The organism is Mycoplasmatota bacterium (assembly GCA_018394295.1).
Lineage (GTDB): Bacteria > Bacillota_I > Bacilli_A > Haloplasmatales > Haloplasmataceae > JAENYC01.
In genome coordinates, this window is sequence record CP074573.1 from 769227 (window position 1) to 784281 (window position 15055).

The following is a 15055-nucleotide window of genomic DNA, read 5'->3' on the forward strand; positions in this document are numbered from 1 at the left end:
TGACATTGATATAAACTTTTGAGTACTATTAGGGTATGAAGTGAAGGGGAGGTAATATTAGATGAAAAATTTCAAAAATTTATTAAGTATTTTATTATTATTTATTGTTGTATTTACATTAACCTCATGTGATAATGAAGAAGAGATTAATTTATCTGTTTCTAACGAGTCATTATCCATTGTATTAAATGCAAAAATGACTTTAGATTTTGAAACCAATGATAAAGATGGAGTCGTTTTTAATTCTAGTGATGAAGCAGTTGTACTAGTTAATGAAGAGGGTGTAATTGAAGCGCTATCTCTAGGAACTGCAACTGTAACTATTACATCAAAAACTGATTCTAACGTGAGTGTATCAGTTAGTATCACAGTTATTAAGCAAAACCCTACAGAAATTAAGATAATTGGAGAAGATAAGGTTTTCTTAGGTAGTGGTACTCAACTTAATTTAGAAATAGTACCCAATCATGCAAAAGATGAAGTAATATGGTCATCAAGTGATGAAAGTATCGCAACAGTAGATGAAAATGGGTTAGTAACAACGGTTGGTGAAGGAGAAGTAACAATTATAGCAACATCTGCAGAGGATACAAATATTAAAGGAATCCATGAAATAACCGTATTATTGCCAAGCCCTACTAGTTTAGTAATTGAAGGTAAAACTAGTCTCTTATTAACAGAGACGATGAATTTAACTGTAACAGTTGATCCAATTCTAGCTAGTAATGAAGTTAAATGGTCATCAAGTGATGAAAATATCGTAACAGTAGATGACAATGGATTAGTAACACCAGTTGGTGAAGGACAAGTAACCATTACAGCAGTATCTATGCTTGATGAATCAATAGCTAATACCATGGAAATTACGGTTGCTAATAACATATTAGTTGATAAAAACGTTGTTAGTGGTGATACATTTGAGTATCTTGGTTATATGTTTACCTATGGTGTGAACCTATTTAATAACATTCAAGAAGCAATTGATGTTGCAACTAGTGATGTTAATATATATATTACCCCAGGTATTTATGAAGATAATTTCACGATAAACAAAAATGGAATTCATCTTCTTGGAGCGAACTATGATAAAGATTCAAATTTGGTAACACGTACAGAGGAAACGGTATTAAAGGGTGTTATAACAATTGGTGAATGTGAAGATATCATAATAAATGGTTTTAAATTTACTGATACAGCTCAAATAGTTTCAGAAAGTGATCATTTAATCAATAAACTTGAAATAAGTTATAATCTTATCGAAAATATAAATTATAGTACTAGTGAAATCAAAGGATTTATTCAATTTGTATCTTCAAGTATAGATACAGGTGTACAAAATATTAGTATAACTCATAACCAGTTTGATCATATTTATGCAACTGAAAATGAAGCTAAATTAGTTAGACCAATATGGATTAGTTATACCAAGTTAGTTAATATAACTAATAATGTTTTTAGTAACTATGACCGTGATGTATTTATTGAATATACATCAGGAACTATTTTAGTAAAAGAAAATAGTTTTGAAAACAATTCTGCTCGAGCATTACAAATTGTTGGTTTCCTAGATGGGGATATAAATGTATCTGAAAATAGTTTTAAAAATAGTAATGATTGGGCGATTGCGATTTGGGGAAAAAGTGAATATGAACACGGTATCCTTATTGAAGTAACCCATAATACAATTGATACAGCATTGAAGGGGATTATGATTGACCCAGAATACAAAAACTCACAGGGTTCTTGGGTAGCTGATAAAATAATTTTCGCTAATGCAAACTATAATATCATTAAAAATGTAACTTCTTATTACGGATATAGTTCTGATGTATATCCTGTTGATTTTACGAAAAATTACTGGGGTACTGAAACACCAATAATTGATCAATTTGGTAATCTAACAGAAAATGAATATAGAGATTATTATACAACCGAAGAAGAAGTGCCATCTTCAGAAGAAACAGCGATTGTTTATCCAAACGACATCATTATTTCTAATCCTATTGCTAATATGAATAGTGGAGATACTTATCAATTAAATCTTCAAGTGCTTCCTATAGATGCATCAATTAATCATGTCTATTGGTTAAGTTCAGATCAAACAATTGTTAGCGTTTCACAAGATGGATTATTAACAGCGATAAAAAGTGGAATTGCTGAAATTATGGTTACATCAGCTGATAATTCTAAAATAATTAAGGTATTTACAGTTGTAGTAGATGCTGAAGCAGGAATTAAATTATCATTCTCAAATACAGATAATAACCTTATTGTTGGAGATACATTAGAAATAGCAGAAAAAGCATTTCCAGTTAGTGAAATTGATCATGAAGTAATTTGGTCATCAAGTGATGAACAAGTGGCAACGGTTGATCAAAATGGTTTAGTGACAACTATTTCTGAAGGGGTGGTTACCATCACTGTTTCATTTGCTGATAATGAATTAATAAGAACATCTGTGACGTTGAATGTCTACAATCAATTAGATATGAATAACTTATTTGATTTAATAAGTATGTATCAAACGATTTCATCGAAAAGTTATTACTTTACCTCATATGGTGCCACTAATTACACAGTTAACACTAATAAGAGTATTGCTTCTTATTTCTATGATAGAAACGTTATCCAACAAGATATTATTGGAATCAGTGATTATACGAGAACTGGACGTTTAATGTCATCAATTCCTAATGAATATCCGTCTTATAATGAGGATAATATAAATTGGATTGTAGTTCATGACACAGCTAATACAAGTTCTTCAGCAACAGCAGCAATGCACGCTTTATATCTTCATAACTTAACCAATAATCCAAGTAACACTACCTATGTATCTTGGCATTATACTGTTGATGAAAATGAAATAATTCATCATATTCCTGATAATGAGCGTGCTTTTCACGCAGGAGATGGAAGTCGTTTAGTTGGTGAAGGAAATTATGAAGGTGGAGGTAATACTAATGGTATTGGGATTGAAATGGCTGTAAATAAAGGATCGGATATTTATAAAACATGGCATAAAACTGCTAAATTAGTCGCGATGTTATTAGTAAAATATAATCTTCCTATAGATAATTATAAATTCCATCATGATTTTAGTGGAAAAGATTGTCCAAGAACGTTAAGAAATGCTCGTTTAACAAGTGAATTTAGAAAAATGGTAGAAATTGAATATGAAATTAGATTAAACCATAAAGACGCTAAAATTACAATGAAATCTAATTACCCAGAATATCTAGATGATAGTGGTCGGATTATTAAACTACCTTTATTACCGATGACGGTAAGCTATGATGTGACTGTAACTGAAAATGGAGTTACTGAAACTCGTACATTCTATACCTATTTACCAGGTAGTAAATCTTAAATACCTATTGGAGGTAGTTAGATGGTTGAAAAATGTAAAAATCAATTTAATTTAGTTTTTTCAATGTTAGAGAAATTAATTGAAGAGAGTAGTGAGAAAATATGGAATCAAAAGATCGGTGGTCATATCTATTTTCAACAATTACTTCACACTTTGATGGGAATCAATTTCTGGTTTAGGGATAATAATGATCAATTTATTGAACCATTCAAGGAAAGGGGATTTTATCCTGAATTTGAAGAGGACCCTTTATCAGTTATGTCTAAAACTGAATTAATTAATTACAAAAATACCGTAAAAGGAATAATTAATCAATTCTTCTTTAATAGAAGTGATCAATGGTTGAATGAAAAATCCCTTGTTTATTCCAAATTATCTAATTTAGATATCATTTTTATGCAAGTAAGACATGTTCAATATCACATTGGTTATTGTAATGCATTATTACATGAAAATGAGGAAAATAAAATCTCTTGGATTGACTATTATGGTTAAAGATAATTATTTTAAATTGAGATTTTAAATAATAAGATGAAGTACTTATTTAATATTTATAAAAAATATATGTTATTTGATACTCAAATGATATAATTGAACAAAACGTTGTTATATCAAATAAATTAATCAGAAATTTTGATATATTCGACAGTTTTCGACAAATTTCTTTTAGATTTAAAGTTATATTTAGTACATACCGTTGTATATAATAGATTTTTAGTTTTCCATTACCTCCTCTCTCAAAAGATGAATTAGTCAATTCTGTTATATCAAAGAATCTAATGAATTTATTTTTTGATAGAGAGGATTTTAATGTGTTCAATTGAAAATTAAAATAACGGGGGATGATCTTTAGAAGTTTTGTATTTCTAAAATCATATATATTTAAAAAGAGAAAAGGAGAGAAGAGAAAATGAAAAAATTGTCAAGTTTTATCTTGATGTTCGCTATTGTTTTAACTGCTTTTACTTTAGCAAGTTGTGGCAAGAAGACTAATAAAAGTGAACAAGCACTTGTAGTTGGTTATGATGCATTTAGTGAAAAATTTAGTCCATTCTTTAGCGATACAGATATGGATACTGATGTAGTTGAAATGACTAGTGTTGAACTTATGACTACAGACAGAGATGGTGGAATTGTTTATAATGCTATCAACGGTGAAACAATTGCTCGTGGTGGTAAAAGTTACGAATATAAGGGCATCTCTGATATAACTGTTACTCAAGGTAATGGTAAAACAACTTATAATATAAAGATAAGAGATGATATTAAATTCTCAGATGGTCATGTTATGGACGCTGATGATATTATCTTCTCATATTATGTTAGGTTAGATCCATATTATACTGGTTCTTCTTCAATAGGTGCTATTGACATTGTCGGATATTCAAATTACAAATATAATTCGACTGCATCAGAGCAAGCAAGAACAATTGCTGAAGGAACATATGGTGACTTAATCGATGCAATTGGAACTGATACAGCTAATGCTGAATTAAACCAATATGTTTTAGATGAAATCCATGCATTACTTGACGAAGAATTTGATTGGGTTAAGAATGATGTTATAAATAATGAAATATATACTGGTTACTGGGTATTAGAAGATGGAAGTCCTTATGACAAAGATAATAATGTACCTGAAGACGCTTCAGCTGCTGCAACATTTGCTTCCTTCTATGCATTAGATGAAAATTATTCAGTTGTTGGAAAAACTCGTGAAACTATTGTAGATGAAATTGCAGCAATGTATGAATATGATTATCTTACACTTGATGCCTATTATGGTGGTGCAGTAGTAGCTCCTAAGGTTGAAAGAAAAGCATTGAACATAGCTATTAAAATTGCTGTAGAAGATTTAGATGGTGACCCTGTTCCTAATATCACTGGTATTAGAAAAATTAGTCAAACTGAAGTAGAAGTAGATGTTTACGGATTTGATGCTGCTGCTATATATGATATATGTGGTATAACAGTTGCACCTATGCATTACTATGGTGACGAGTCTCTATATAATTATGCAAATAATCAATTTGGCTTCAATAGTCGTACAGAAACTTCAATGGATGATATTCAAGCAAAAACAGATACCCCAATGGGTGCTGGTCCTTATAAGTTCGTTAAATTTGAAAATAATGTTGTATACTTTAAAGCAAACAAAAATTATTATAAAGGCGAACCTAAAATAAAATATGTTAACTTCCAAGTTGTAGATGAACCTAGCAAAGTAAGTGCAATTGGTACAGGAGATATTGATATTTCAAATCCTTCTGGATCAAGAGTTAAATTCCAAGAAATTGATTCTTATGGAGATAAAATTCATATTAGTTCAATTGATAATTTAGGTTATGGCTATATTGGACTTAGTGCAAAGAACGTTGCTGTTGGTGATGATATTGATAGTACTGCATCTAAAGCATTAAGAACTGCTTTTGCAACTGTTCTTTCATCTCAAAGATATACATCTATAAACAGTTATTACGGTGAAGCTGCATCTATTATAAATTATCCAATTTCTAATACAAGTTGGGCTGCACCAAAACCTGGTGAAGATGGATACGAAACTGCATTTAGTAGAAATCCTGATGGAACAACAGTTTATGATGGAGATCCTGCAGATTTAGCAGATTCAGTAAGAAATGAAGAAGCTAAATTAGCTGCTAAAGCATGGTTAGTTGAAGCTGGATATACATTTGTTGAAAAAGCAGGAGATGCTCAATTTGGTGATAGTCTTTACACAGCAACAGCACCTGATGGCGCTAAATTAGAGTATGAAATTATCGTTCCTGGTGATGGTGTTGGGGATCATCCTTCACATGGTATAGCTACTCAATTCAAAAATATTATGGCTGAGCTTGGTATCACAATTACTATTAATGACCCAACTAATTCAGGTGTATTATGGGACATATTAGATGCAGATGAACAAGAAATATGGTGTGCTGCATGGGTTGCTACAATTGACCCTGATATGTATCAAGTTTATCATAGTAGTAATGTTGTTGGTGAAGAAGGTTCAACAGAATCAAATCATTATTATATTCGTGATAATGATTTAGATACAAAAATTATTGACGCACGTTCATCTGATGATCAATCATTCCGTAAAGGTGTATATAAAGAGTGTCTAGATATAATTATTGATTGGGCTGTTGAAGTACCTATTTATCAAAGACAAAACATTATTGCATTTTCAACTGAAAGAGTAAATATAGATACAATTACACCAGATATTACGACTTATTGGGATTGGATGGAAGACATCGAAAAGTTAGAAATGAAATAAAATGTAAATAATAATTCAAATAAGACATACCCGACTTAAGTTTAATTTTAACTGGGTCGGGTTATTTTAATTTTAGGTAGGAGTTGATGAAATGAAAACATTTATAATAAGACGTCTACTAATCAGTATAATCGTTTTATTTGGTGTATCAATTATTTTATATACTATTATAAGATTATTACCAAGCAACTATGTTGACTCCATTATGCGTGGTAATCCTAAAATAACACCTGAGAGAATTGATCATATGAAAGATTTATATGGGCTCAATTCAGGGATTATTGAAGGATACTTTGACTGGATAGTTAAAGCATTAAAAGGTGATTTTGGTAATTCATTTATATCAGGAAGCCCAGTTATAGGTGATATTAAAGATAAAATGTGGACTTCTTTTTGGCTCGCATTAATTTCATTAATTTTAGAAGTTTTAATCGCTGTACCACTTGGTGTTATTGCTGCTACAAAACAGTATTCAAAAACAGATTATTCTGTAACTGTAATAGCACTTATGGGGATATCCCTTCCAAGTTTCTTTTTTGCGATTGTACTTCAACAAATTTTCGCTGTACATTTAGGAATACTTCCATTACAAGGGATGGTAGATGCACGATCTCATCAATTTATGTCCCAATTTGGGCAATATTATGATATATTTTGCCACTTTATTCTTCCAATCACTGTATTAACCATGGTTGGTATGGGAGGATTAATGCGTTACACACGTACAAACATGCTTGAGGTATTAAAATCTGATTATATTAGAACTGCACGTGCAAAAGGATTGAGTGAAAAAACTGTTTTCTATAAACATGCTTTTAGAAATACTTTAATTCCAATCGTTACAATTCTAGGAGGTACATTACCAGCATTATTTGCCGGTGCGATGATTACAGAAACAATATTCTCGATTCCTGGACTTGGAAGAGCCGGATTAAATGCTATTACTCAGGGGGATATTCCTTATATAATGACATTTAATATGTTCATAGCCATTCTAACTTTATTAGGAACGTTATTGGCTGATATAACTTATGCAATAGTTGATCCGCGTGTCAGATTATCGTAGAAAGGATAGGTTAAAATGAAGAAAAATGTAGATAAGACAAATCTTGATAATCAAGAGTTGAATAATTCTATCCAAGAGACAAAAGAAGAAATTTGTGTTGATAAAATAATTACTCCTGGACAATTAGTAATGAAACGTTTTATACGTAATAAACTTGCTATAATTGGTATCGTTGTCCTTGTTTGTATGTTTGTTTTTTCCTTTTTCGGACCTTTACTCATCAATTATTCCTATTCAGAAGTATTTGTAGATGATGAACTTTCACTCATTAGAATGTTTGAACGACCATCAGCAGAACATTTACTAGGACTTGATGGACATGGGATGGATGTTATGGTCAGATTAATGTATGGGGGTAGAATTTCGCTTACTGTTGGTTTTGTCGTAGTAGGGATTGAAATTTTAATTGGTACTATTGTTGGTGGTATCGCTGGATTTTATGGTCGTTGGGTGGACGGCTTATGTATGAGAATAGTTGACATTTTCTTATGTATTCCATATTTACCTGTTATGTTAATCGTTGGAGCGGTTATAGATACTTTAGAAATTGATAAAACAAAAAATATATATATATTGATGATTATGATGGGAGTTTTATATTGGCCAGGAGTTGCTAGGTTAATACGTGGACAAATTCTAACATTACGGGAACAAGAATTTATGGTAGCAACAGAAGCTTTAGGATTAAAAGCTAGAAGACGTATATTCAAACACCTTATCCCAAATATAATTCCTCAATTAATCGTTTATGCTACTATGGGACTTGGTGGTATCATATTGACAGAAGCTGCTCTATCATTCTTAGGATTTGGTGTTCGATATCCTGTTCCTAGTTGGGGAAATATGATTAATGCGGTTAACCAACCATATATATTGAAACAATATCTATTTCCATGGGTACCGCCAGGATTATGTATATTTTTAACCGTTTTAGCGTTCAACTTTGTTGGTGACGGATTAAGAGATGCATTTGATCCAAAAATGAAGAGGTGATAATATGGATAAACAACAAAATAAATTAAATAAAAAGAAATCTCGTAAATTATTAAAAGAAGCTTCTAGATATAGTTCTCAACAAATCAATAAGTATGAAAGACTTAAGAAAAGAGAAGTAACTAAAAAAGATGTTGTTACTGAGATGAAAGATGAAAACAATATCCTTGAGATAGAAGATTTAAACACCTATTTTTTCACAGATATAGGTGTTGTAAAAGCAGTAGACGGTGTATCTTTCAATGTCCCAAAAGGTGCTACTGTTGGCGTAGTAGGTGAATCTGGATGTGGAAAGAGTGTAACATCATTATCAATCATGCGATTGGTTCAAGGTCCAACTGGACAAATAGTTAAAGGTGATATCCGATTCCCATATGGCGATAAAATCATAAATCTTCGCACAGCACCAATGGAAGTCATAAGAAATATTCGCGGAAATGATATTGCGATGATATTTCAAGAACCGATGACATCTTTAAATCCAGTATTTACTACTGGATATCAAATTGATGAGGTAATTAAAAACCATCATCCTGAATTAACTAAAAAGCAAATTAGACAAAAATCTATTGATATGTTAGATTTAGTTGGTATTTCTCGACCTAAAGGCATTTATAAAGCTTACCCACATGAATTATCAGGTGGAATGAGACAACGTGCTCTAATTGCGATGGCACTCGCTTGTGATCCTAAACTCATTATTGCCGATGAACCAACAACTGCTCTTGATGTGACGATTCAAGCGCAGGTATTAGATATATTACGTGATTTAAAATCAAAAATAAATGCTTCTATTATCTTAATTACACATGATTTAGGTGTGGTCGCTGAAATGGCTGACTATGTAGTTGTTATGTATGCTGGAAGAATTATTGAACAAGGTACAGCAAGAGATATTTATAAAGATCCTAGACATCCTTATACGGTAGGTTTAATTAAGTCACGTCCAAATGCGATAGGGAAAGATGAAAAATTGTACTCAATTCCAGGACAAGTACCTAACCCAATTAATATGCCTAAATATTGTTACTTTAAAGATAGATGTAATCAATGTACTTCTAAGTGTAACGGGGATTATCCGGAGCTTACCCAAGTATCTCCAACACATTTTGTGGCATGTTGGAAGTATGAGGGAGGTAATGAGTAATGGAAAACAAAAAAAATATTTTAGAAGTTATTGATTTATACAAACATTTTCCTATTCGTGCAGGTGTTTTCCAACATGTTGTTGGGCAAGTAAAAGCAGTAGATGGAATCTCATTCTCAATAAAAGAAGGAGAAACCATGGGACTTGTTGGTGAATCTGGATGTGGTAAAACAACCATTGGAAGAACAATTTTAAGATTACACCAAGCAACAAAAGGAAAAGTTTTATATAAAGGAATCGATTTATTTAACTTAAAAAAGGAAGAATTACGAAAATTAAGACCTGAAATACAATTAATATTTCAAGATCCATATTCTTCATTATCACCAAGAATGCCAGTTGGTGAAATAATTGGTGAAGCTGTTAGAGAACATAATATAGTTCCTAGAGAAGAATATCGTAATTATATTATGAAAATTATGGCGGATTGTGGTTTACAACCACATCATATAGATAGATATCCGCATGAATTCTCTGGTGGACAAAGACAGAGAATTGGAATTGCAAGAGCATTAGCTTTAAAACCTAAATTTATTGTTTGTGATGAACCTGTATCAGCACTCGATGTTTCTATACAGGCACAAATTATTAATTTACTTAAGGATTTACAAAAAAAATATAACTTTACTTATTTATTCATATCTCATGACCTTTCTGTTGTAGAATATATTTCTGATTCTGTTGGTGTAATGTATTTAGGTAATATGGTTGAATATGGTCCTAAGGAAAAAGTGTTTGCTAATCCACTTCATCCTTATACAGAAGCCTTATTCAGTGCGATACCAGTACCAGACCCAGATAAAAAACCAGACAGAATTATATTAGAAGGTAATATTCCTAGTCCTGCAAACCCACCTAAGGGATGTAAGTTCCATACAAGATGTCAAAAAGCTATGGATATCTGTAAAACTGATATTCCAAAGAGTATTGAAATGGAAGATGGACACTTTGTTTTATGTCATTTATTTGATGAACAAAATAAAAAAACTATAGAATAATAGCGATATAAGTATTGTTTGAAGGAGAAAAAGCATATGGGAAAAGAAAGAAAGAAAAAGAAATTTGAAGATGACGGAAGAACAATTGCTAGTATGAATTTTGATTATATGGGAAATACTTATCGTACAAAAAATAAAAAAATAGACAATAAAAATCAAGCAAATAAAAGAGAGAATTTAAATATAACGAATAAAGAAAAATGGGCAATGATAAAAGCATTGTATCTTAAATTAATTCCAATTGTTTTGATTATATTCTTTTCTTTTTTCCTTGCGTTCTTTCTTTTAAGTTTGTTGTGGTAATAATTATTTAAGGAATCTGCAGAGCAGATTCTTTTTTTTATAATGACTGAATTAAATATTTTATTGAAATATACTTGAATGTTTTGTTATAATAAAAATAGATTAACTAGTCAATCAACTTTTAGGGGAGGTAAAAATGTCAAACAAAGTAATCGGTAAGAGTGTTAGTAGGCTTGATGCGTTAAGTAAGGTGACTGGTAAAGCGAAATACGCCGATGATTATTTTGAACGTGACATGCTAGTGGGGAAAGTATTAAGAAGCCCCCATGCTCATGCCATAATTAAAAATATTGATGTAAGTAAGGCAAAGGAATTAGCAGGTGTTGAGGCAGTTATTACACATAAAGATTTACCTAAAATTAAGTTCGCAACAGCAGGTCATCCTTGGTCATTAGATGAAAATCATAGAGATGTGGAGGATAGACTAATTTTAACAGATAAGGCGCGTCACGTTGGGGATAGTATTGCTGCAGTTGTCGCTATTAATCCGTTAATAGCGGAGAAAGCACTAAAATTAATTGAAGTCGAGTATGAAGTACTCCCTCATATTCTTGACCCAGAGAAAGCAATGGAGGAAGGTGCACCAGTAATACATGAGGAAAAACCAAATAATATCATCAGTTCTTTTAGTCAAGAATACGGTGATGTTGATTATGATTTTCAAAATGCATCATATATTTTTGATGGTATCTATGAAACAAGTATTGTTCAGCATTGTCATTTAGAAAACCATAGTGCCTATGCCTATAAGGATACTGATGGTCGTATTGTAATTGTTACTTCAACTCAAATTCCACATATTGTTAGAAGAATCGTAAGTCAAGCTTTGGGTATTTCATGGGGGAATGTAAGAGTCATTAAACCGTATATTGGTGGAGGATTTGGAAATAAACAAGATGTTGTTATTGAACCCTTAACTGTAGCCATGTCATTAGCTGTAAATGGAAGGCCTGTACGATATGCATTAACTCGTGAAGAATGTTTTATTGGGACAAGAACGCGACATGCGATAAAATTCTATTTCAAGACAGCATTATCAAAAGAGAATAAATTAAAAGCAATAAAGATTAAGGCAATTTCAAATAATGGTGCCTATGCTTCTCATGGACATTCGATTATTATGAGTGCTAGCAGTAAATTTAGACCATTATATAATTTTAAATCAGTTAAGGTAGAGCCAAAAACAGTGTATACAAATTTACCGACAGCAGGTGCTATGCGAGCATATGGTGTACCACAAATCTTTTTTGCCTTAGAAAGTCACTTAGATGATATCGCAAGAAAACTTAACTTAGATCCAATTGAACTTAGAAAGCAAAATTTAATTAGTGTAGGTCATGTGGATCCACTTACAAATATTACAGTTCGTTCATGTGGTATTCGAGAATGTATTCAAAAAGGAAAAGAATTAATAAAATGGGATGAGAAGAAAAAACAATATCAAAATCAAGAAGGAGAAGTAAAAAAAGGTTTAGGGATGGCTTGTTTTAGTTATTTTTCTGGCACACACCCTGTTGGTTTAGAACTTTCTGGTGCAAGAATAATTATGAATCAAGATGGTTCCATCCAACTACAAGTTGGTGCAACAGAAATTGGACAAGGAAGTGATACAGTTTTTGCACAAATGGCAGCTGAAGTAATCGGAATACCAATTAGTATGGTTCGAATTGTTTCAACGCAAGATACGGATATTACACCTTTTGATACGGGAGCTTATGCCTCTAGACAAACCTATATAACAGGGGCTGCAGTGAAAAAGGCAGCTTTAGAAATTAGGGAGAAGGTATTAAACATAGCTAGTAAATCCTCTGGACTAGCGAAAGATGCACTAGATATTGTCAACGCAAAGATAGTTGAGAAGAAATTAGGTACAATAATTTGTCCTTTACAAGATATTGCAATGGCATCTTATTATGACAGAATGAGTGCTGAACCGATAACAAGTGATATATCTGTTAATGTAAGAACAAATTCAGTCGCATATGGTGTCACCTTTGTTGAAGTATCTGTAGATATGATAACAGGTAAAATTGAAATTCTTGAAATATATAATGTTCATGATTCAGGTGTTATTATTAATCCTAAACTTGCTGAAGGGCAGGTACAAGGTGGTGTGAGTATGGCTTTAGGTTACGCTTTGTCAGAAAAGATGCTTTTTGATGAGAAAACAGGTAGACCACTTAATCATAACTTGTTAGATTATAAATTACAGACAATTTTAGATACACCTAAAATTGGTGTGGATTTTGTAGAGACTTACGAAGCAACCGGATCATTTGGCCAAAAATCATTAGGAGAAAACCCTACCATATCCCCTGCACCAGCCATACGTAATGCTGTTTTAGATGCAACAGGTGTAGCGTTTAATAAGATTCCGATGAATCCACAAGCAGTATTTGAAAAATTTAAAGATGAAGGATTACTATAAAGGAGAGGATAAAAATGTTTAATATTAAAAATATACTAGAACCAACAACACTAAGTGAAGCATTGAAAATGTATGGTAGTAATCCTAATTTAAAGATTATTGCTGGTGGAAGCGATGTGTTAATTCATCTTCATCATGGAAAACTAAGTGATGTAGAATTATTAAGTCTTAGAAATATAAAAAGCTTAGAAACTATAAAAGAATTAGATGATGGGTCTATTTCAATCGGTCCAATGGCTACATTTTCACATATTTTCAAATCAGAAATTATAAATTGTAACTTACCAATATTAGCAGAGGCTGCAGTTTCTATGGGAGGACCTCAAATTAGAAATATTGCGACAATAGGTGGAAATATTTGTAATGGTGCGGTATCAGCAGATAGTGTCCCTGCATTGTTTTCATTAAATGCCATGCTAAAATTAGAAAGTCCAGATGGGGTTAGAATCGTTTCAATTCATGATTTTTATGAGGGACCAGGAAAAGTTAAATTGCACCATAAAGAAATATTAACTAATATTATTATCACAAAAGATAATTATCATGAGATGCATGGAAAATATATTAAATTTAGTAACAGAAAAGCCATGGACATTGCGATGCTAAGTGTTGCAGTATTATGCAAGATAAAGGAAAATAAATTCATTGATTTAAGAATCGCATTAGGTGTTAGTGCACCAACTCCAATAAGATGTAAAGAAGCTGAAAAATTTGCGATAGGAAAATGTGTGGAAGAAGAAACTATTAAAGAAATAGGAAGTTATGCGTTAAAAGCAGCTAGCCCTAGAAATTCATGGCGTGGATCTAAAGCCTATAGAGAACACTTAATAAAAGTATTAACACAGCGTGCAATAAAAGAAGTAATTAAAGAATTGGAGGGGATCAATATTGAGTGAAGCAAATATGAAGAAAATTAAGATGAATGTGAATGAAAAATTATATGAAATAGAAGTTGATATTAGAGAATCTTTACTTGATGTCCTACGAAATAAACTCCATTTTACAGGTGTAAAACAGGGATGTTCGGTAGGAGAATGTGGGGCATGTACTGTTTTAGTAGATGGCATTGCGGTTGATTCTTGTATATATTTAGCTGTTTGGGCAGATGGTAAAACGATTAAAACGATAGAAGGTGTTGAAAAAGATGGAAAGATATCTAAAGTTCAACAAGCTTTTATTGATGAGGGCGCGATTCAATGTGGATTTTGTACGCCAGGACTTGTTATGACAACTACAGCACTAGTAGATAGTGATAAAGATTATAGTGATGAGGAAATTAAAAGAGAAATATCTGGGCATTTTTGTCGATGTACAGGTTATCAGAAAATATTTAATGCAGTTAAGAAATCATTAAAGGATAAATAAGAGTCATCATTGATGACTTTTTTTTGATGGTTTATAATAAAAAATTCTAAATATAGCGAAAACTTTTATACAAGTATTGACAATAAAAGGACCCTATAATAA

General features: G+C 31.8%; 11 protein-coding genes. All 11 read left to right on the forward strand.

Annotation, left to right across the window (positions count from 1 at the left end; translation table 11 throughout):
- The first annotated feature begins 61 nt into the window (after positions 1 to 61).
- Positions 62 to 3370, forward strand: a complete 3309-nt coding sequence (locus tag KHQ81_03400) for an Ig-like domain-containing protein (GenBank protein QVK18772.1) — start codon at positions 62 to 64, stop codon at positions 3368 to 3370.
- A 21-nt stretch (positions 3371 to 3391) separates the two neighbouring features.
- The gene (locus KHQ81_03405) at positions 3392 to 3865 is read left to right on the forward strand and encodes a DinB family protein (protein ID QVK18773.1); all 474 of its coding nucleotides are present in this window, start codon (positions 3392 to 3394) and stop codon (positions 3863 to 3865) included.
- A 415-nt stretch (positions 3866 to 4280) separates the two neighbouring features.
- Positions 4281 to 6653, forward strand: a complete 2373-nt coding sequence (locus KHQ81_03410; GenBank protein ID QVK18774.1) for an ABC transporter substrate-binding protein — start codon at positions 4281 to 4283, stop codon at positions 6651 to 6653.
- A gap of 91 nt (positions 6654 to 6744) precedes the next feature.
- Positions 6745 to 7719 carry an ABC transporter permease gene (locus KHQ81_03415; protein ID QVK18775.1) on the forward strand — a complete coding sequence of 325 codons (975 nt, stop codon included), beginning with the start codon at positions 6745 to 6747 and terminating at the stop codon, positions 7717 to 7719.
- A gap of 15 nt (positions 7720 to 7734) precedes the next feature.
- Complete coding sequence (locus tag KHQ81_03420) at positions 7735 to 8712, forward strand: ABC transporter permease (protein ID QVK18776.1); 978 nt, start codon at positions 7735 to 7737, stop codon at positions 8710 to 8712.
- 4 nt (positions 8713 to 8716) lie between these two features.
- Entirely contained in the window at positions 8717 to 9859 is a 1143-nt protein-coding gene (locus tag KHQ81_03425; GenBank protein ID QVK18777.1) for an ABC transporter ATP-binding protein, read from the forward strand.
- Positions 9859 to 10857 (forward strand): dipeptide ABC transporter ATP-binding protein, encoded by a 999-nt coding sequence (locus tag KHQ81_03430; GenBank protein ID QVK18778.1) that lies wholly within the window; start codon positions 9859 to 9861, stop codon positions 10855 to 10857. The genes KHQ81_03425 and KHQ81_03430 overlap by 1 nt, the downstream gene beginning before the upstream one ends.
- A 36-nt stretch (positions 10858 to 10893) precedes the next feature.
- Entirely contained in the window at positions 10894 to 11160 is a 267-nt protein-coding gene (locus tag KHQ81_03435; protein QVK18779.1) for a hypothetical protein, read from the forward strand.
- A 136-nt stretch (positions 11161 to 11296) separates the two neighbouring features.
- Positions 11297 to 13588, forward strand: coding sequence for a xanthine dehydrogenase molybdenum-binding subunit XdhA (xdhA, locus tag KHQ81_03440; protein QVK18780.1), 2292 nt, complete (start codon positions 11297 to 11299; stop codon positions 13586 to 13588).
- A 14-nt stretch (positions 13589 to 13602) separates the two neighbouring features.
- Positions 13603 to 14484 carry a xanthine dehydrogenase FAD-binding subunit XdhB gene (gene xdhB, locus KHQ81_03445; GenBank protein ID QVK18781.1) on the forward strand — a complete coding sequence of 294 codons (882 nt, stop codon included), beginning with the start codon at positions 13603 to 13605 and terminating at the stop codon, positions 14482 to 14484.
- Positions 14485 to 14491: 7 nt separating this feature from the next.
- Complete coding sequence (locus KHQ81_03450; GenBank protein ID QVK19538.1) at positions 14492 to 14953, forward strand: (2Fe-2S)-binding protein; 462 nt, start codon at positions 14492 to 14494, stop codon at positions 14951 to 14953.
- Positions 14954 to 15055 lie beyond the last annotated feature (102 nt).

Bases quoted from the DNA above. Each gene is read 5' to 3' on its own strand.
- KHQ81_03400 (QVK18772.1), top strand. From the start codon at position 62: ATGAAAAATTTCAAAAATTTATTAAGTATTTTATTATTATTTATTGTT.
- KHQ81_03405 (QVK18773.1), top strand. From the start codon at position 3,392: ATGGTTGAAAAATGTAAAAATCAATTTAATTTAGTTTTTTCAATGTTA.
- KHQ81_03410 (QVK18774.1), top strand. From the start codon at position 4,281: ATGAAAAAATTGTCAAGTTTTATCTTGATGTTCGCTATTGTTTTAACT.
- KHQ81_03415 (QVK18775.1), top strand. From the start codon at position 6,745: ATGAAAACATTTATAATAAGACGTCTACTAATCAGTATAATCGTTTTA.
- KHQ81_03420 (QVK18776.1), top strand. From the start codon at position 7,735: ATGAAGAAAAATGTAGATAAGACAAATCTTGATAATCAAGAGTTGAAT.
- KHQ81_03425 (QVK18777.1), top strand. From the start codon at position 8,717: ATGGATAAACAACAAAATAAATTAAATAAAAAGAAATCTCGTAAATTA.
- KHQ81_03430 (QVK18778.1), top strand. From the start codon at position 9,859: ATGGAAAACAAAAAAAATATTTTAGAAGTTATTGATTTATACAAACAT.
- KHQ81_03435 (QVK18779.1), top strand. From the start codon at position 10,894: ATGGGAAAAGAAAGAAAGAAAAAGAAATTTGAAGATGACGGAAGAACA.
- xdhA (QVK18780.1), top strand. From the start codon at position 11,297: ATGTCAAACAAAGTAATCGGTAAGAGTGTTAGTAGGCTTGATGCGTTA.
- xdhB (QVK18781.1), top strand. From the start codon at position 13,603: ATGTTTAATATTAAAAATATACTAGAACCAACAACACTAAGTGAAGCA.
- KHQ81_03450 (QVK19538.1), top strand. From the start codon at position 14,492: ATGAAGAAAATTAAGATGAATGTGAATGAAAAATTATATGAAATAGAA.